The sequence below is a fragment of the Streptomyces polygonati genome, assembly GCF_042650325.1.
Lineage (GTDB): Bacteria > Actinomycetota > Actinomycetes > Streptomycetales > Streptomycetaceae > Actinacidiphila > Actinacidiphila polygonati.
Genome location: NZ_JBHSBB010000003.1, coordinates 349,020 through 367,045 on the forward strand (window position 1 = coordinate 349,020; position 18,026 = coordinate 367,045).

The 18,026-nt window shown below is 72.5% G+C and carries 16 protein-coding genes; 9 read left to right on the plus strand and 7 right to left on the minus strand.

Annotated features, from left to right (window positions below):
• Nucleotides 1–62 precede the first annotated feature (62 nt).
• Complete coding sequence (locus ACFO3J_RS03495) at nt 63–1,730, minus strand: streptophobe family protein (RefSeq protein ID WP_386425988.1); 1,668 nt, start codon at nt 1,728–1,730, stop codon at nt 63–65.
• Between the two features lie 206 nt (nt 1,731–1,936).
• Between ACFO3J_RS03495 and ACFO3J_RS03500 the strand changes: the two genes are divergently transcribed.
• Complete coding sequence (locus ACFO3J_RS03500) at nt 1,937–4,504, plus strand: FHA domain-containing protein (protein WP_386425989.1); 2,568 nt, start codon at nt 1,937–1,939, stop codon at nt 4,502–4,504.
• 92 nt (nt 4,505–4,596) lie between these two features.
• Here ACFO3J_RS03500 and ACFO3J_RS03505 read toward each other — a convergent pair whose 3' ends face one another.
• The 3 genes from ACFO3J_RS03505 to ACFO3J_RS03515 form a co-directional block, all read right to left on the minus strand.
• Nucleotides 4,597–5,508, minus strand: a complete 912-nt coding sequence (locus tag ACFO3J_RS03505) for a transglycosylase SLT domain-containing protein (protein ID WP_386425991.1) — start codon at nt 5,506–5,508, stop codon at nt 4,597–4,599.
• 250 nt (nt 5,509–5,758) lie between these two features.
• Complete coding sequence (locus tag ACFO3J_RS03510) at nt 5,759–6,871, minus strand: S-adenosylmethionine:tRNA ribosyltransferase-isomerase (RefSeq protein ID WP_386425992.1); 1,113 nt, start codon at nt 6,869–6,871, stop codon at nt 5,759–5,761.
• A complete protein-coding gene (locus ACFO3J_RS03515) occupies nt 6,868–7,587 on the minus strand; it encodes an SDR family NAD(P)-dependent oxidoreductase (RefSeq protein ID WP_386425994.1) in 720 nt (239 codons plus the stop codon). The genes ACFO3J_RS03510 and ACFO3J_RS03515 overlap by 4 nt, the downstream gene beginning before the upstream one ends.
• A 198-nt stretch (nt 7,588–7,785) precedes the next feature.
• On the opposite strand from ACFO3J_RS03515, the gene ACFO3J_RS03520 reads away from it, so the two are divergent.
• Nucleotides 7,786–8,937 (plus strand): GAF domain-containing sensor histidine kinase, encoded by a 1,152-nt coding sequence (locus tag ACFO3J_RS03520; protein WP_386425996.1) that lies wholly within the window; start codon nt 7,786–7,788, stop codon nt 8,935–8,937.
• Nucleotides 8,938–9,106: 169 nt separating this feature from the next.
• Nucleotides 9,107–9,736, plus strand: a complete 630-nt coding sequence (locus tag ACFO3J_RS03525) for a response regulator (protein WP_386426050.1) — start codon at nt 9,107–9,109, stop codon at nt 9,734–9,736.
• A gap of 48 nt (nt 9,737–9,784) precedes the next feature.
• Here ACFO3J_RS03525 and ACFO3J_RS03530 read toward each other — a convergent pair whose 3' ends face one another.
• Nucleotides 9,785–10,573 carry a hypothetical protein gene (locus ACFO3J_RS03530; RefSeq protein WP_386425998.1) on the minus strand — a complete coding sequence of 263 codons (789 nt, stop codon included), beginning with the start codon at nt 10,571–10,573 and terminating at the stop codon, nt 9,785–9,787.
• Nucleotides 10,574–10,678: 105 nt separating this feature from the next.
• Between ACFO3J_RS03530 and ACFO3J_RS03535 the strand changes: the two genes are divergently transcribed.
• The 4 genes from ACFO3J_RS03535 to ACFO3J_RS03550 all read left to right on the plus strand — a co-directional run bounded on the left by ACFO3J_RS03535 (nt 10,679) and on the right by ACFO3J_RS03550 (nt 14,074).
• Nucleotides 10,679–11,488, plus strand: a complete 810-nt coding sequence (locus tag ACFO3J_RS03535; protein ID WP_386426000.1) for an ABC transporter ATP-binding protein — start codon at nt 10,679–10,681, stop codon at nt 11,486–11,488.
• 77 nt (nt 11,489–11,565) lie between these two features.
• Nucleotides 11,566–11,997, plus strand: coding sequence for an NfeD family protein (locus tag ACFO3J_RS03540; RefSeq protein ID WP_386426052.1), 432 nt, complete (start codon nt 11,566–11,568; stop codon nt 11,995–11,997).
• Nucleotides 11,998–12,212: 215 nt separating this feature from the next.
• Nucleotides 12,213–13,166 (plus strand): SPFH domain-containing protein, encoded by a 954-nt coding sequence (locus ACFO3J_RS03545; RefSeq protein ID WP_386426002.1) that lies wholly within the window; start codon nt 12,213–12,215, stop codon nt 13,164–13,166.
• A gap of 134 nt (nt 13,167–13,300) precedes the next feature.
• Entirely contained in the window at nt 13,301–14,074 is a 774-nt protein-coding gene (locus ACFO3J_RS03550) for a sulfite exporter TauE/SafE family protein (RefSeq protein ID WP_386426003.1), read from the plus strand.
• 54 nt (nt 14,075–14,128) lie between these two features.
• Here the strand turns inward: ACFO3J_RS03550 and ACFO3J_RS03555 are convergent, their stop codons facing one another.
• Both ACFO3J_RS03555 and ACFO3J_RS03560 read right to left on the minus strand, forming a co-directional pair.
• A complete protein-coding gene (locus ACFO3J_RS03555; RefSeq protein ID WP_386426004.1) occupies nt 14,129–14,632 on the minus strand; it encodes an HNH endonuclease in 504 nt (167 codons plus the stop codon).
• A gap of 324 nt (nt 14,633–14,956) precedes the next feature.
• Nucleotides 14,957–15,496, minus strand: coding sequence for a YbhB/YbcL family Raf kinase inhibitor-like protein (locus ACFO3J_RS03560; RefSeq protein ID WP_386426005.1), 540 nt, complete (start codon nt 15,494–15,496; stop codon nt 14,957–14,959).
• A gap of 166 nt (nt 15,497–15,662) precedes the next feature.
• Here ACFO3J_RS03560 and ACFO3J_RS03565 point away from each other — a divergent pair, with 166 nt between their 5' ends.
• Both ACFO3J_RS03565 and tyrS read left to right on the plus strand, forming a co-directional pair.
• Nucleotides 15,663–16,301, plus strand: coding sequence for a DNA-3-methyladenine glycosylase (locus ACFO3J_RS03565; RefSeq protein ID WP_386426007.1), 639 nt, complete (start codon nt 15,663–15,665; stop codon nt 16,299–16,301).
• A gap of 93 nt (nt 16,302–16,394) precedes the next feature.
• Entirely contained in the window at nt 16,395–17,666 is a 1,272-nt protein-coding gene (gene tyrS, locus ACFO3J_RS03570) for a tyrosine--tRNA ligase (protein ID WP_386426009.1), read from the plus strand.
• The last annotated feature ends 360 nt before the right edge of the window (nt 17,667–18,026 follow it).

Below are 18,026 nucleotides of genomic sequence, written 5' to 3' on the forward strand. Positions count from 1 at the left end.
CGCCCCGCTTCACCCCCGTCCCGCCTGGCGGACAGCTACCCGCCGGTTCGCGCCGTCGGGGACTACTCGGCGTCGCCCCCGGGCGGCTCCGCGTACGGGTTGCGCTCCTCCTCGGGCCGGTAGGGCCGGCTCGGCTGATACGGGCCCGGCTGGTAGGCGACCTCCGGATACGTACGGGCCGAGTCCGCGACAGGAGGACCGGGAGGACCGGGCGGGCTCGCCGGCGCCGGCGGTGCGGGAGGCCTGGGGCGGTCCGCCGGCGCGGGCCGGGCGGGAGGCCGCGGCCGCGCCGGGGGAGCGGGCGGAGCGGAGGGAACCGGCGGAGCGGCGGCCGCCGCCGGGGCGTCCGCGGGCTCGGCCGGACCCGCCCACAGCGGTGCCGCCGACGCCCGCCGTGCCGCCGGAGCGGCCCCGCGCCCGGCCGAACCCGCGGCGAGCGCCAGCAGCGCGCCCACCGCCCCGGCCCCGGCCCCCCACGCCGCCCCGAGCAGCACGGCGAGCACCGCGCTGCCGCGCAGGTCGACACCCGCGCCGACCGCGTCGACGCCGAAGACGGACAGGCTCGCGTCGACCTTCACCCGGGTGAGCCACACCAGCAGCGGCAGCGTCACCGCGGTCACCACCCCGAGCCGCACCGCGCAGGCCGCCACGAAGCGCGACGGCGGGCCGTCCACCGCCGTGCGCCGCGCGGTCAGCGCGCCGGCGAGCAGCATCAGCAGCGCGGTGGCGACCGGCAGCAGCCACACCCGTCCGTCGAGGCCGGCCAGGCCGCCCGGCGTGATCGTGGCGCCGCCGTGCCCGGCCAGGAAGCGGTCCACCGGATCGGGCAGCAGCGCGGCCAGCGGCCCCGACGCCGTACCCTTCCACGGCACGAACAGGCCGAGCGGCACCGCGAGCCACACCCCGTTGGGCGTCCCGATCAGCGCCGCTCCCAGGATCCGGCCCGGCTGGTCGCCGGTGGCCGCCGCGAACACCGCCGCGGCGAAGCCGGCCAGCACCGCCACCAGCATCACCGCGCTCACCGCCGACACCGCGGGCCGGACCACCCGGTGCACCGCGCCCCAGCCGTCCGGCAACGGCGTCCGGCGGGAGGCGAGCAGCGCGATCAGCAGCACCACCAGCACCCACACCAGGGCCCCGAGCAGCGTCCGCCCGGTGTCCACCTGGAAGGTCACCGAGGCCTGGGTCTTCACGATGTCCTGGAGCCCGTCGGCGAGGCCGCCGCTGATGTCCCCGATCCCGGGCAGCCGGCCGAGCAGGTCGTCGGTGGCGCCGCGCGGCGGCCCGACCGAGCCCGCGTCGATGGCCACCGTGTCCTGCCCGGCCCAGGCCAGCCCGCCCACCAGTGCCAGGAACAGCGCCGCCGTGGTGGCGACCCGCGCGGCCAGTTCGCCCGGTGTGACACCGGCTCCCGCGCGCCGCAGGGACCGCAGGAAGACCCAGGCCAGCAGCAGCGCGCCCACCAGGGCCACGCCCAGCGGTGTGATGCCCAGCGCGGCGTCCGTCTGCGGCCCGGTCAGCCCGAACACCCCGATGTCACCGGCCGGCCGCACCTTCCCGCCGACCGCCATCGCGACCACCGCCGCGGTCATCGGGCCCAGCGAGGCCGACGCGTCGGCGCCGAGCAGATGCAGTCCCAGCGCCGCGACGCCCACCATTCCCGCGAACGCCCAACTCACCGCGGCCAGCGCGCCGAGCAGCACTCTGAACCAGGGCGTACTCCGTGCCATCACTCGACCCCCGAGGTCGTCGTCCCCCAACCAACCGCCCGCAAGTGTGCCCAACTGTCGGGGTGTTGGCCAGGAGCGTCAACGGCCCGGGACCGAACGGGTACAGGATGCGGCTTTCTGTTACGAGATGGGAGCCCGTAAGCGTTCCTCACGTTGTTCGCTGTCCCTACACTCCCCCACAAGCAGGACTACTCGGGGGACAACACATGGGGCTTGGGGTGCCTGAACTCGTACTGGAATGGAACGGACGGACCGTCACGCTGGATGCGTCGCGGTCGTACAGCCTGGGGCGCGACCCCCGGGCGGATGTGGTCTTCGAGGACGCGCGGGTCTCGTGGCGGCACGCCACCGTCCGCCGTGGCGACCGGGGTTGGCTGATCGAGGACCTCGGCAGCACCAACGGCACGTATCTGCAGGGACGGCGGGTCCAGCAGACAGAGGTGGGGCCGGGCTCGGCCGTCCACCTGGGCAACGCCACGGACGGCCCGCGGCTGGACTTCCGCGGCGAGGCGGCGCCGCAGGCCGCGGCGGGCGCGGTGGCGGGCGCCTCCGCCGGGATCGCGCAGCAGCCGCAGTACCAGCAGCCGCACTACCAACAGGCCCAGGCCCAGGCGCCGTCGTACGCCGAACCGGCCCAGGGTTTACCTCGGGCCGCACCGCTCGCGCAGCCCCGGCCTCGGGCCCAGGCCCAGGTTCCGGGCCCGCTCGCCCAGCCCCCGGCCCCGCAGGCGCAGCCGCGCCCGCAGGCGCCCTCCGGCGGCGCCGGCGACCGCAACCCGACGACCTTCCACCGGCTCGCCCTGGGCCGGGTGATGAGGATCGGCCGCGCGCTGGAGAACGAGCTGGTCGTCTCCGACCTCCAGGTCTCCCGCTACCACGCGGAGTTCCGGGCGCACCCCGACGGCCGCTACGAGATAGTGGATCTCGGCAGCCACAACGGCACCTATGTCAACGGCCGGGCGGTGCAGCGCCATCTGCTGGTCCCCAACGACATCGTCGGCGTCGGGCACTCCACCTTCCGGCTGGTGGGCGACCAGTTGGAGGAGTTCGTCGACACCGGCGAGGTGTCCTTCTCCGCCCGGCGGCTGTCGGTGACCGTGCCGCACGGCAGGACCACCAAGACGATCCTCAAGGACGTCTCCTTCGGGGTGCCGGAGAAATCGCTGATCGGGGTGATCGGCCCGTCCGGCTCCGGCAAGTCCACCCTGCTGCGTGCGCTGACCGGCTACCGCCCGGCCGACCAGGGCTCCGTGCTCTACGACAACCGCGACCTCTACAAGCAGTTCGCCGAACTGCGCCAGCGCATCGGCCTGGTCCCGCAGGACGACATCCTGCACAAGGAACTCCAGGTCAAGACCGCGCTGCGGTACGCGGCCAAGCTCCGCTTCCCCGGCGACACCGCGACCGCCGAGCGCGAGGCGCGGATCGACGAGGTGCTGGGCGAGCTCAAGCTCGACATCCACGCGGACAAGCGCATCACCTCCCTGTCCGGCGGCCAGCGCAAGCGGGTCTCGGTGGCCCTGGAGCTGCTCACCAAGCCGTCCCTGATCTTCCTGGACGAGCCGACCTCCGGCCTCGACCCGGGCATGGACCGCGATGTGATGAAGCTGCTGCGCGGTCTGGCCGACGACGGCCGCACGGTGCTGGTGGTCACCCACTCGGTGGCCGAACTGGCGCTGTGCGACAAGCTGCTGGTGATGGCGCCGGGCGGCTCGGTCGCCTACTTCGGCCCGCCGGACGAGGCCCTGACCTTCTTCGGCTACGAGACCTGGGCCGATGTCTTCTCCGCCTTCGAGAACTACCGCGACTACGACTGGTCCGGCCGCTGGCACGGCTCGCAGCACTACCAGATGTACGCCGCCGAACTCGACGCCGCCGCCCCGCAGGCGGCCCCGGACATCCCGCACGAGGTCGCCAAGCCGCCCAAACCCACCGGCTGGACGGCGCAGCTGATCACGCTGATCCGCCGCTATCTGTCGGTGATCGCCTCCGACCGCGGCTTCATCGCGCTGATGTTCATCCTGCCCGCGGTGCTCGGCGTGGTCAGCATCGTCATCCCGGCGCCGAGCGGCCTGGGCCCCGGTCCGGCCAAGGACGGCGGGGTCAACAAGGACATCGGCACCATCCTGCTGATCCTCGCGGTCGGCGCCTGCTTCTCCGGGGCGGCCAACTCGGTGCGCGAGCTGATCAAGGAGCGGGTGATCTACGAACGGGAGCGGGCCACCGGGCTGTCGCGTTCGGCGTATCTGATGTCCAAGATCATCGTGCTCGGCCTGATCACCGCCCTCCAGGGCGCGATCATCTCCGGTATCGGCTTCGCCCCGCGCCGGATGCCCGTCGACGGCGTCCTCGTCCACGCCCAGCCCGCCGTCGAGATGACCCTGGCCATCATGGGCCTCGGCTTCGGCTCGATGATGTTCGGCCTGATCATCTCCTCGCTGGTGAAGACCGCCGAGAAGACGATGCCGCTGCTGGTCATGTTCGCCATCATCCAGGTGGTGTTCACCGGCGTGCTCTTCCAGCTCTACGGCTCACCCGGCATCGAGCAGTTCGCCTGGCTGATGCCCGCCCGCTGGGCGGTGGCGGCGCTGAGCGTGACCGCCGACCTCAACCACGTCATGCCCTGGGACGTGCACCATCCCGACCCGTCGTGGAACCACACGGCGGGCGCCTGGGGCCTGGACATGGGCGTGCTGCTCGCGCTCAGCCTGGTCTGCGGTGTGGTGGTGTCGCGGCTGCTGCGCCGGCACGAGCCGGAAGTCATGCGCAAGTAACCGCGGGTACCCGAAAGGGCGGTGGGACCTTCCGGTCCCACCGCCCTTTTGTGCGGGCCGCATCACCCGGGCCTGATTGCCCGGACTCGGACTCAGTACGCCGAGTACACGTTGTCCATCGAGCCGTACCTGGCCGCCGCGTAGTTGCAGGCGGCGGTGATGTTCGCGACCGGGTCGTAGATGTTCCACGACGTTCCGTTGACGTGATACGTCTGGAAGGTCGGGGGGATCACCTGGAGCAGACCCTTGGACGGAATTCCGTTCTGGGCGTTGATGTCCCAGAGGTTGATCGCGTTGGGGTTGCCGCTCGACTCACGGATGATGTTCCGGTAAATGCCGTTGTAGCTGCCCGGAATACCCTTCTCGTGCATGATCGCCAGCGACTGCCGGATCCAGCCGTCCAGGTTGTTGGGGTACGTCACCGCCGCGGGGGCGGCGTCGATCGCCCTGGCCGGCGCCGGGGCGGGCTTGACGACCGGCTTGACCGGGGCCCTGACGGCAGCCTTGACCACGGGCTTGACGGGCTTGACGGCGGGCTTCACCACAGCCTTGGGCGCCGGCTTGACCGCGGCCTTGAGCGGCGCCGGGGCCTTGGCGGCCGGGGCCGGCTTGATCACCACGCGGTGCGTGGAGGTCGCGGGCTTGGGAGCCGGCTTGGGTGCCGGCTTGGCCGGAGCCGCCGGGGCCTTCTTCGCCGGGGCCGCGGCCGGGGCGGGAGCCTTCTTCGCGGCGGTGCCGCCGGCCGCCTTCCGCTGCGCCGCGGCGTGGTCCGCCAGGGCGCGCTGGGAAGCCGTGTCGGTCTTGGTATCGGGACTCTTGACCTGCTGCTTGGCGGTCGCGGAGACCCCGGTGGGGTCACCGACGGCGACCGCGGACCCACCGGTCGCCTGGAGACCGGTGACCGTCAGAACCACCGCGGCCGCGGCGGCGGCACCGGCACCGGCAACCGTGATCTTGCGCTTCTTGGACAGTGGGCCGATCTTCGGGATCGTGGGGAGCTGCATGCGGGATAACCTCTTCCGATTGCGGACCTGAGAATTCTTAGAGGGTCCGAAATCGAGGGTCAATAATCGCGGCTACGAATTGGACTCGTAGTGGATCGTTCAACCGAGTTGATTTCCGCGGTTTCCGGCCCGGTTTTCCGGGCCTCGCACACTAGGCTGCCTAGTATGTGACGCACGTCCTATAGGTGAGGTCACACAGCAACACCCCCTCGATCGCCCGTGGTGACCGAGGGGGTGCTTTATGTGACGCTTATCCGAGCAGCAGATTCACATCCCCGAATTCATGCCAGAGATAGCGCTCGCGGAGCGCCTCGGCGTAGACGCGGGCCAGCAGGGGATCCCCGGTCAGCGCCCGCAGCATCAGCAGATGCGAGGCCTCCGGCTCGTGCAGCCCGGTGAGCAGGCCGTCCACCGCCCGTATGCCGCGCTCGGGGGTGATCACCAACTCCGTCCAGCCCCGGGCCGCCGTCACCACCCCGCGCTCGTCCGCCGCCGACTCCAGGGCGCGTACGGCCGTGGTCCCGACCGCCACCACCCGGCGGCCGGCCGCCCGCGCGGCGTTCACCTGACGCGCGGTACCGGCCGGCACCTCGTACCGCTCCGCGTACGGCGGCTCGTGCGCCTCGGCCGACGCCACCCCGGTGTGCAGCACCACCGGCGCGATCCGCACCCCGCGCCCGACCAGCTCGGCCACCACCGCCGGAGTGAAGGGCCGCCCGGCGCTCGGCATCTCCGCCGACCCCGCGCCGTCCGGCGCCTCGGCCGAGAACACCGTCTGGTACGCGGCCAGCGGCTGGTCCCGCTCGGTGTAGGCGTAGCGGATCGGCCGCCCGTGGCGGCGCAGCACCGCCACGAGGTCCGGCACCGAGGGCGTCGCCACCCACAGCCGGTCCCCGGCCGGGTCCAGCGGGCCGTTCAGCACCAGCTGGGCGCCGCCCGCCAGCTCCAGCACCGCGCCGGCCGGCGGCGCCGCCCGGCGCACCGTCGAGCCGTGCCCGTCCGGGGCGCGGACCTCCACCACCCAGCGGCCGTCGTCGCGCCGGGTCGAGCAGTGCACCACCACCGGCTCACCGGCCAGCCGCCCGTCCACCGCGGCCGGCAGCGTGCGGGAGGTGTTCACCACCAGCACGTCACCGGCCCGCAGCAGCCGCGGCAGCTCCCGGAAGCCGTGATGCGTCACCTCCCCGTCGCCATCCGTATCCCCGGCGCCGCCGGCCCGGCCGAGCAGCAGCCGCACCGCGTCCCGCCGGGGCGGCGGCGCCGACGCGAGCAGCTCCGGCGGCACCCGCAGGCCGGCCAGCCCCGCCGTACGCACCCGGGCCGCCTGCTCGTCGCACGTCACACAGCTGATCAGCGCGCTCATCGCGCCGCCAGCAGCGCGTACGCCACATACCGGCCGCTGGGCGCCTTCTCGTCCAGCAGCCGCAGGAAGGCCGGCGCGACCTCCGCCGGCGGCAGCCGGTCCGCGAAGCCCGCGTCGTCCGGCACGGCCGCGGCGTAGAGGTCGGTGCGCAGTTCACCCGGGTCCACCCACCACACCCTGATCCGCGGCTCCTCCTCGGCGAGCACCGCCGACAGCTGGTCGAGCGCGGCCTTGCTCGCGCCGTAGCCGCCCCAGCCGGGGTACGCCTCCACCGCCGCGTCCGAGCTGATGTTCAGCACCGCGCCACCGGCCGCCCGCAGCGCCGGCAGTGATGCCCGGACCAGCGCGAACGGCGCGATCACATTGGTCTCCAGCGCCTCGCGCAGCCCCGCCTCCGGCAGCTCGGCCAGCGGCAGCAGCGGCTCGGCGCCCAGCGCGCTGGCATTGTTCACCAGCAGGTCCACCCCGCCGAGCGCCAGCGCCGCCGCCACCAGCTCCGCCCGGTGCCCGGCGTCGGTGACATCGCCCGGCACCGCCGTGACCCGGCCCGGCGCCGGCCCCGGGTACTCCGCCTCCCGCGCCAGCCCGGCCGCCGCCGACCGCAGCGCGTCCGCGCCGCGCCCGTCGAGCACGAGGTCCCAGCCGCGCCCGGCCAGCGCGGCGGCCAGCGCCCGCCCCAGCCCACGCGAGGCGCCCGTGATGATCGCTACCGGCATGATCCCGTCCTTCCGTACCAGCCCCGCGACCCGGCCGTACGCCGGATCACCGGGCCTCACGCTAGGAACGGGTCCGCGCGGACCGCCTCGGCCGCCCGTCCCGGCGGACGTGGTCAGTTGGTACTGGTCCGAAGGACCGAGCACGGCCGGTCCGTACGCCGCATCCCCGCGGCCACCCGCGCCGGTACGGTTGAGCGCATGTCCAGCCGTACGCCCAGGGGCGGAATAGAAGCGGTGAGCGCCGCACTGCTGGCGATGAACCGGCGGCTGGAAGTGCGCGAAGTCCTGCAGACCATCGTCGCCTCCGCCCGCGAACTGCTCGGCGCCGAGTACGCCGCGCTCGGCGTGCCCGACGACCACGGCGGCTTCGCGCAGTTCGTGGTGGACGGCATCAGCGAGGAGCAGTGGCGGACCATCGGCCCGCTGCCCCGCCAGCACGGCGTCCTGGCCGCGATGCTGCACGAGGCCACCCCGCAGCGCCTCGCCGACGTCCGCACCTTCGAGAGCTTCGCGGGCTGGCCCCGCACCCACCCGGAGATGAAGGACTTCATCGGCATGCCGATCCTGGAGGACGACGACGTGCTCGGCGCCGTCTTCCTCGCCAACAAGACCTGCCCCGCCTCAGCCGGCGGCGTCGAGGGCTTCACCCAGGAGGATGAGGAGCTGCTGCGCATCCTCGCCGACCACGCCGCCATCGCCCTCACCAACGCCCGGCTCTACGAGCGCAGCCGCGAGCTGACCCTGACCGGGGAGCGGGCCAGGATCGCCCACGAGCTGCACGACGCCGTCTCCCAGAAGCTGTTCTCGCTGCGGCTGACCGCCCAGGCCGCCGCCGCCCTGGTCGACACCGACCCGGCCCGCGCCAAGGACGAGATCAAGCATGTCGCGGCGCTCGCCGCCGAGGCCGCCGACGAGCTGCGCGGCGTCGTGGTCGAGCTGCGCCCGGCCGGTCTGGACGAGGACGGCCTGATCGCCACCCTGCGCACCGAGGTCCGGGTGCTGGACCGGGTGCACTCGGCCCGGCTCACCTTCACCGCCGCCCAGGTGCGGGCGCTGCCCGCCGCCCAGGAGGAGGCGCTGCTGCGCGTCGCCCAGGAGGCGATGCACAACGCGCTGCGGCACGCCCACGCCACCACCGTCGGCGTCACCCTCGAAGGCCGCGGCAAAGGCGCCCGGCTGAGCATCCGCGACGACGGCCGGGGCTTCGACCCGTCCGCGGTCCGCAGGGCCGGCCGGCATCTCGGCCTGGTCTCCATGCGCGACCGGGCGGACGGCGTGAGCGGCCGGCTGACCGTGCAATCGGCGCCCGGCAAGGGCACCGTCATCGAGATGGAGGTGCCCGGTGGCTGATCGAGCGGCCCGGCCCGAGGTGGAAACGGCGATCCGACCGGCCGTCCGGGCGGCGGTCCCGCCGGCGGCCGACGAGCGACCGGCTGGCGAGCGACCAGTCGGCGCGCGCCGCCCCGAACCGAAAGCCGCGCCGGGCGAGGCGAGGCCGGCGCCGGGCGACGGGCGGGCGATCCGGGTGCTGCTGGTCGACGACCATCAGGTGGTACGCCGCGGCCTGCGCACCTTCCTGGAGGTCCAGGGCGACATCGAGGTCGTCGGCGAGGCGGCCGACGGCGCGGAGGGGGTGGCCCGCGCCCAGGAACTGCGGCCCGACGTGATCCTGATGGACGTCAAGATGCCCGGCACGGACGGCATCGAGGCACTGCGGCTGCTGCGCGACGCGGGCAACCCGGCCCGGGTGCTGATCGTGACCAGCTTCACCGAGCAGCGCACGGTGGTGCCCGCGCTGCGGGCCGGCGCCGCCGGATACGTCTACAAGGACATCGATCCGGTGGCCCTGGCCGGGGCGATCCGCTCGGTGCACGCCGGACACGTCCTCCTCCAGCCCGAAGTGGCCGGCGCCCTGCTCTCCCAGGACCAGCACGCCACCGGCACCGGTCGCGGCAACGCGCTCACCGAGCGCGAACGCGAGGTGCTCGCCCTGATCACCGACGGCCGCTCCAACCGGGAGATCGCCCGCGCGCTGGTGCTGTCGGAGAAGACGGTGAAGACCCATGTGTCGAACATCCTGATGAAGCTGGACCTCGCCGACCGCACCCAGGCCGCGCTGTGGGCGGTCCGCAACGGCATGGGGAACTGACCGCCGGCCCCGGCGGGCTGGATCCCCCGGCCTCGGCGCCCCGCGCCCTCACGGCCGGCGGCGCTCCGCCTCCTCCACGTAGGCGTTGTACGCCGCCACCTGCGCCCGGCGCGCGGTCCGCTCCACCGGCCGCAGCAGATCCGCCCGCGCCGCGATCTGCGACGCGCTCACCGCCGCGCCCTCGCCCTCGGCCGCGATCCCGACCAGCGCCCCCACCCGCTGCGCCAGCGCCAGCACCCGTACCGCACGCGGCGGATACCCCGGCGCCAGCACCTCGCGCCCGCGCTCGGCCCGCGCCCGGTACGCCTCCACGGCCGCCTGCGCGGCCGGACCCGAGCCGGCCACATCCAGGCGCGCCAGGGCGTCGGTGGCATCCCGCAGTGCCTCCGCCAGCTCCCGCTCCGCCTCCCCGAGCGAGGGCACATCGGCCGGCGGCGCGTCCCGCACCGGCAGGCACTCCCACTCCACCTCCACATGCAGATCGCCCGCCGGACCCGCCTCGTGCACGGCCGGCACCAGACCCAGCGCCGCGGCGCCCACCGTGACCACCGCCTCACCGGCCACCAGCGCCCGGGCGTTGAACTCGGGCGGCCCGCTCAGCCCCAGCGGATGCCCGGCGACCGGCAGCGCCAGCCGCAGTCCGGTGACGCCCAGCGCCCGCAGCCGGCCGAGGCCCAGCGTCAGCCCGACCGGGGTGCTCTCTCCTGGCAGCCCGGCGATCCGGTGCACGGCGTCGTCCGCCGTGATCCGCTGGGCGACGTCATCGGGCGCGGCAAGTCCGGCAAGCAGGGCATTTCCCCACGCGGTCAGCCGCCCTGAGCGAGGTTCATCAAGCATGGCCCCCAGCCTAAGGACTGGACCCGACCGCTGGTGGCGTAAGTTTTCCCCGGGGGTTCCTTCTGGCTCGTGCCGATGTGGGCACACCGGCCTGCCGAGACTGCAATGGGAGACAACGCGCTCATGAGCGATGTGCTGGAGCTGGTGGACGTATCCGTGGTCCGCGACGGACGAGCTCTGGTGGACCAGGTCTCGTGGTCGGTCGCCGAGGGCGAGCGCTGGGTCATCCTCGGCCCCAACGGCGCCGGCAAGACCACCCTGCTCAATGTCGCCTCCAGCTATCTCTTCCCCACCTCGGGGGCCGTCTCGATCCTCGGCGAGAAGCTCGGCGGGGTCGACGTCTTCGACCTGCGGCCCCGGATCGGCATGGCCGGCGCCGCGATGGCCGAGAAGATGCCGCGCCGCCAGACCGTACTGGAAACGGTGCTCACCGCCGCCTACGGCATGACCGCCACCTGGCAGGAGGGCTACGAGCAGGTCGACGAGGACCGGGCCCGCGCCTTCCTGGACCGGCTCGGCATGAGCGAGTTCCTCGACCGCAAGTTCGGCACCCTGTCCGAGGGCGAGCGCAAGCGCACCCTGATCGCCCGCGCGATGATGTCCGACCCCGAGCTGCTGCTGCTGGACGAGCCCGCGGCCGGCCTCGACCTCGGCGGCCGTGAGGACCTGGTACGCCGCCTCGGCCGGCTCGCCCGCGACCCGATCGCCCCCTCGATGATCATGGTCACCCACCATGTCGAGGAGATCGCCCCGGGCTTCACCCACGTGCTGATGATCCGCCAGGGCAAGGTCGTCACCGCTGGCCCGATCGAACTCGAACTCACCTCCCGCAACCTCTCCCTCTGCTTCGGCCTCCCCCTCGTCGTCGAGCGCCGCGGCGACCGCTGGACCGCGGCGGGCCTGCCCCTTTCCTAGGCCTTTCCCGCGCCGATCCACCCCCGACCGCCGCCCGTCGGCCGCACCCTGCCGCAACTGGCCCCCGCACGCCTAGGATTGGCGATGTGGACGCATGGGTGTGGTGGCTGATAGCCGCGGTGGGACTGGGCATCCCGCTGGTGATCACGGCGATGCCCGAATTCGGGATGTTCGCCGTCGGGGCGGTGGCCGGTGCGGCCGCCGCGGGACTCGGCGGTGGCATCGTGGCCCAGGTCGTGACCTTCGTCGTGGTGTCGGTCGCCCTGCTGGTCTTCGTACGACCGCTCGCGTACCGCAACCGCCAACGGCCGGAGCAGCGCAGCGGCGTGGACGCCCTCAGGGGCAAGCAGGCCGTCGTACTGGAAACCGTCGACGGTGGCGCCGGCGGCCGGATCAAGCTGGCCGGGGAGGTCTGGTCGGCCCGCGCCCTGGAGTCCGGTCAGGTCTTCGACCCCGGTCAGCACGTGGATGTGGTGGAGATCGACGGTGCCACCGCGGTCGTGATGTGAATCGCCTTGTAGTCAGCCGGTCGAGCGCAGGCCACACTTGGCGGGACCGCACCGAATCGCGGTCCGGGAATTCGCCGAAGCCCGCACGCGGTGCACCCGTGGTCTGCGAGAATTGATCATGACAGGGTCCGTCGGACGTCCTCGACGGACCCGCAGGCGGGGTCGCAAGTGAAGTCGCAGTCAAGCTCGCAGTCAAACGGCGCCGGGAGTTGGCCATGCAGCCCATCATCATCGTGCTCATCATCCTGGTGGTGCTCGTCTTCATCGCCCTGATCAAGACGGTCCAGGTCATTCCGCAGGCCAGCGCCGCCATCGTCGAACGCTTCGGGCGCTACACCCGCACCCTGAGCGCCGGACTGAACATCGTCGTCCCGTTCATCGACACCATCCGCAACCGGATCGACCTGCGCGAACAGGTCGTCCCCTTCCCGCCGCAGCCGGTGATCACCCAGGACAACCTGGTGGTGAACATCGACACCGTCATCTACTACCAGGTCACCGACGCCCGCGCCGCGACCTACGAGGTCGCCAGCTACATCCAGGCGATCGAGCAGCTCACCGTCACCACGCTGCGCAACATCATCGGCGGCATGGACCTGGAGCGGACCCTGACCTCCCGCGAGGAGATCAACGCGGCGCTGCGCGGCGTCCTGGACGAGGCCACCGGCAAGTGGGGCATCCGCGTCAACCGCGTCGAGCTCAAGGCGATCGAGCCGCCCACCTCCATCCAGGACTCGATGGAGAAGCAGATGCGCGCCGACCGCGACAAGCGCGCCGCGATCCTCACCGCCGAGGGCATCCGCCAGTCCCAGATCCTCACCGCCGAGGGCGAGAAGCAGTCCTCGATCCTGCGCGCCGAGGGCGAGAGCAAGGCCGCGGCCCTGCGCGCCGAGGGCGAGGCCCAGGCCATCCGCACCGTCTTCGAGTCGATCCACGCAGGCGACCCGGACCAGAAGCTGCTGGCCTACCAGTACTTGCAGATGCTGCCGAAGATCGCCGCGGGCGACGCAAACAAGCTCTGGATCATCCCGAGCGAACTCAATGACGCGCTCAAGGGCCTCGGCGGCATAGTCAACATCCCCGGCGCACCCGGCAGCGGCGACGCCGGCCCCGCCGTGACCGGCCCCCCCGCCCCCCGCCGTGAATCCCCGCGCTTCGACAAGGACTGACCCGAGGGACCGAACCGGAGGCGCCGATCCGCCCGGCAGGGGTGCCGCCGGGCGGATTTCTTCGCCGTGACATGATCTCGGCGCCCCCTCGACCGTGAGGCGGGGAGGGCGGCGCGGAGATCACGGAGAGTCCCATGTCCCCAGCAGAAGCCCTGGCGGTGCTCGCCGCGGGAATCGGTGCCGGCACCATCAATACGATCGTCGGCTCCGGGACCCTGATCACCTTCCCGGTGCTGCTCGCCATCGGCCTGCCGCCCGTGACGGCCAACGTCTCCAACACCCTCGGCCTGGTCTCCGGCTCCATCACCGGAGCCATCGGCTACCGCCGCGAACTCGGCGGCCAGCGGCCCCGATTGCTCCGCCTCGGCACGGTCTGCCTGGTGGGCGGCCTCAGCGGCGCCGTGCTGCTGACCACCCTGCCGTCCGGGGCGTTCGACGCGATCGTGCCCGTCCTGATCGGCATCGCCCTCGTGCTGGTCGTCCTGCAGCCCCGGCTCGCCCGCGCCGTCCAGTCCCGCCGGGACCGGGCCGGGACCGCCGCCCCCACGCACGGCGGCCCCGTACTCCTGATCGGCATGCTGCTCGCCAGCGCCTACGGCGGCTACTTCGGCGCCGCCCAGGGAGTCCTCTACCTCTCCTTGATGGGCCCGTTCCTGGACGAGCCGCTGCAACGACTCAACGGACTCAAGAACGTGCTCGCCGCCGTCGTCAACGGCATTGCCGCGCTCTTCTTCGTCTTCGTCGCCCCCATGGACTGGGCGGCCGTCGCGCTCATCGCCGTCGGAGCCACCATCGGCGGCCTGATCGGAGCGCGCGTCGGCCGCCGCCTGCCGCCCATGGCGCTGCGCGGCCTGATCGTGGCCGTCGGCCTCGTAGCGATCGTCCAGCTGATCCTCAAGCACAGCTGACCGCCGCGGCCGGCCGGACATGATGGCCGGCCGTGCTTGGGGATCGTCAGCCGCTCAGGCCGGAAGCGCCAGCCACTGCGGCAGGCTGTCCCGGTCCCGCACCCCGATGGCCAGCAGCAGGGCGTCCGCGGGAGTCGGCTCGAACGGCCGGACCAGCAGCCGCATCCCCGCCTGCTCCGGCGTACGGTCCGCCTTGCGCTGGTTGTCCTCCGTGCACGCCGCCACCGTGTTCAGCCAGGTGTCGCCACCCCCGCGCGACTTCGGCTGTACGTGGTCCACGGTCGTCGCCCGCCGGCCGCAGTAGGCGCACCGGTGCCGGTCGCGGACGAGCACACCCCGCCGGGACCACGCGGCCCGTTGTCGGAACGGCACCCGCACATAGCGGCACAGCCGGATCACCTGCGGCACCGGCACATCGACATCGGCGGCCCGGATGCGCAGCCCGGGATGCGCCTGCTCCACGACCGCCTTGTCCTGCATCACCAGGACGACGGCCCGCCGCAGCGACACCGTCGACAGCGGCTCGAAACTCGCGTTGAGCACCAGCGTCTCTCGCATCCCGCCCACCTCCCGGGCCCGATCCGCCCGTGCGGGCGAAGTCGCTCCACTGTGCCCGCGGGCACCTCGGTGGACAACGCAATTTCCCGCCGGAGGACAACAGGTGAGCAGGGAAGAAGTTCCCAGCGAAGCTTGCGGAAACCCGGGGGGGGGGAGAAGGCGGCGCCGCCAACGGCGGAAGAAGACACGGCGTCCGGGGCGGCCGCCGGTGCCGGGGTCGTTGCGGGGGTCGTTGCCAGGGTTGTGAAGGGGCGCGCGGGGCGCGAAGCCCGGCGGCGCGGCCCGGTGGTGCCGAAACCGGCGCCACCGGGCCCCGGCCGGCGCTCAGCCCTCCGCCGGCACCTCGTACTCACCGATCAGCTGGGCCCGCCCGATCGCGTGGTACCGCAGATTGAAGCCGACGAAGGCCGGCGAGGCGTCGGCGTCCGGCCCCAGCTTCTCCGTGTCCACCGCGTACACCGTGAAGACATAGCGGTGCGGACCGTCCCCGGCCGGCGGCGCCGCGCCGCCGAAGTCCCGGCTGCCGTAGTCGTTGCGCGCCTGCACCGCGCCGTCCGGCAGACCCGGGAACGCCCCGGACCCGGCGCCGGTCGGCAGCTCGGTGACCGACACCGGGAGGTCGAACAGCACCCAGTGCCAGAAGCCGCTGCCGGTCGGTGCGTCCGGGTCGTAACAGGTGACGGCGAAGCTCTTCGTCGCCTCCGGGAAGCCCTCCCAGCGCAACTGCGGGGAGACGTTCCCGGCGGCGTACACCTGGTCGTCCTTCAGCGTCGCGCCCGGCGCCAGATCGTCGCTCACCACCGTGAACGCCGCCACCGGCGGATGGAAGTCATGGGGGAGCGGCCGTCGCGCTTGCTCGGTCAACCTCGACACCTCCTGATCGCACATGAAGATCGCACATGAAGCAAGAACACTGCCCGACCTCGGCAGCCTGCGGGACCGAGCCTAAGCCTCGGCCCCCGAACGGCTTCGGCTGGGCGCCCGGCTCGGCGAGCCACCGGCGGCGCGCGGTCCACTACGCTCGTGCCCTGTGATCACCGCACCCGAGAGGACCCCGCTGGCCCGCTCCTTCTTCGACAGGCCGGTCCTGGAGATCGCCCCCGACCTGCTCGGCCGCGTGCTGGTACGCGCCACCGACGACGGCCCGATCGAACTGCGCCTCACCGAAGTCGAGGCCTACGACGGCGCCAACGACCCCGGGTCCCACTCCTACCGCGGTCGCACCGACCGGAACGCGGTGATGTTCGGCCCGCCGGGCCACACCTACGTCTACTTCACCTACGGCATGTGGCACTGCCTGAACCTGGTGTGCGGCCCCGAGGGCAAGGCCAGCGGAGTCCTGCTCCGGGCCGGCGAGATCGTCGTGGGCGCCGACCTGGCCCGCGCCCACCGGGCCGCCTCGCGCAAGGACAGCGACCTCGCCCAGGGCCCCGCCCGGCTCGCCACCGCCCTGTCCGTCGACCGCGCCCTCAACGGCGCCGACGCCTGCTCCGACGACGGCGGCCCCTTCCGTATCCTCACCGGCACCCCGCCGGACCGGGCGCTGATCCGCAGCGGCCCCCGCACCGGCGTCGGCGGCGACGGCGCCGTCCACCCCTGGCGCTACTGGATCGCCGACGACACCACGGTCAGCCCCTACCGGGCCCACGTCCCGCGCAAGCGCCGATAATCGAAGAGCACCGGCAATACATACCCACGTACCCTCGGACACTCCGGACCCCGGACCATCCCCGAGACCATCCCCCAGAGGAGACACGACACCGTGACGGACATCGTCGACGAGCTGCAGTGGCGCGGGCTGATCGCCGTATCCACTGACGAGGACGCACTGCGCAAGGCGTTCGCGGACGGCCCTGTCACGGTCTATTGCGGCTTCGACCCCACCGCGCCCAGCCTGCACCTCGGCAATCTGGTCCAGATCCTGACCGTGCGCCGTCTCCAGCTGGCAGGGCACCGCCCGCTCGGCCTGGTCGGCGGCGCCACCGGACTGATCGGCGATCCCAAGCCCACCGCCGAGCGCACGCTGAACGACCCCGGGGTGGTCGCCGAGTGGGTGGGGCGGGTACGGGCCCAGATCGAACCGTTCTTCTCGTTCGAGGGCCCCAACGCGGCCACCATGGTCAACAACCTGGACTGGACGCAGGGCCTGTCCGCCATCGAGTTCCTGCGGGACATCGGCAAGCACTTCCGCGTGAACAAGATGATCGCCAAGGAGGCGGTCGCCCGCCGGCTCAGCTCCGACCAGGGCATCAGCTACACGGAGTTCAGCTACCAGATCCTGCAGGGCATGGACTTCCTGGAGCTCTACCGCCGCTACGGCTGCACCCTGCAGACCGGCGGCAGCGACCAGTGGGGCAATCTGACCGCCGGCATCGACCTCATCCACCGGGTCGAGGGCGCCTCGGTGCACGCCCTGGCGACCCCGCTGCTCACCAAGGCGGACGGCACCAAGTTCGGCAAGACCGAGGGCGGCGCCATCTGGCTCGACCCGGAGATGACCTCGCCCTACGCCTTCTACCAGTTCTGGCTGAACGCCGACGACCGCGACATCTCCAGCTTCCTGCGCACCTTCAGCTTCGCGCCGCGCGAGGAGATCGAGGAACTGGAGCGGGCCACCCAGGAGCGCCCCCAGGCCCGTGCCGCCCAGCGCGCCCTCGCCGAGGAGCTCACCACCTTGGTGCACGGCGCCGACCAGTGCGCCGCCGTGGTCGCCGCTTCCAAGGCGCTTTTCGGCCAGGGCGAACTCGCCGACCTCGACGAGCGCACGCTGGCCGGCGCCCTCAGCGAGCTGCCCAAGGCCCGGATCAGCGCGGAGGACGGCGAACTGCCGCCGATCGCCGACCTGTTGGCGTTGGTGAACCTGGTACCGAGCAAGTCAGCCGCCCGCCGCACCATCAAGGAGGGGGGCGCCTACCTCAACAACACCAAAGTGGCCGGCGAGGACGCGCAGCCGACCCGCGACGACCTCGTCCACGGCCGCTGGCTGGTGCTGCGTCGCGGCAAGCGCAACCTGGGAGCGGTCGAAGTCGCCTGACCGGGCCGGAAATCGACGTTTGGGCGGGGGTCGAGCTTGACTCGGCCCCCGCCCGTACGTAATGTAGTCCGAGCCGCTGAAACGGTGGGACCGGTTCACACCGGGTTCCGCCGGCCGAGCGGCCACCCACTGTCCTACCCTTTCCCGATCGTCGGGTTGTTTTTTGGTGCGCCAAAATTCAATTCGAAGGGCCGATTATGAATCGGCAGGGGAACGGAGTACAGTAGGGAACACGAAGGGAAAGCCCGGAGGGAAAACCGGAAACGGTGAAACCAAAGGAAGCTTCCGTTCCTTGAGAACTCAACAGCGTGCCAAAAGTCAACGCCAGATATGTTGATGCCCCGTCCCCGTTGTGGGATG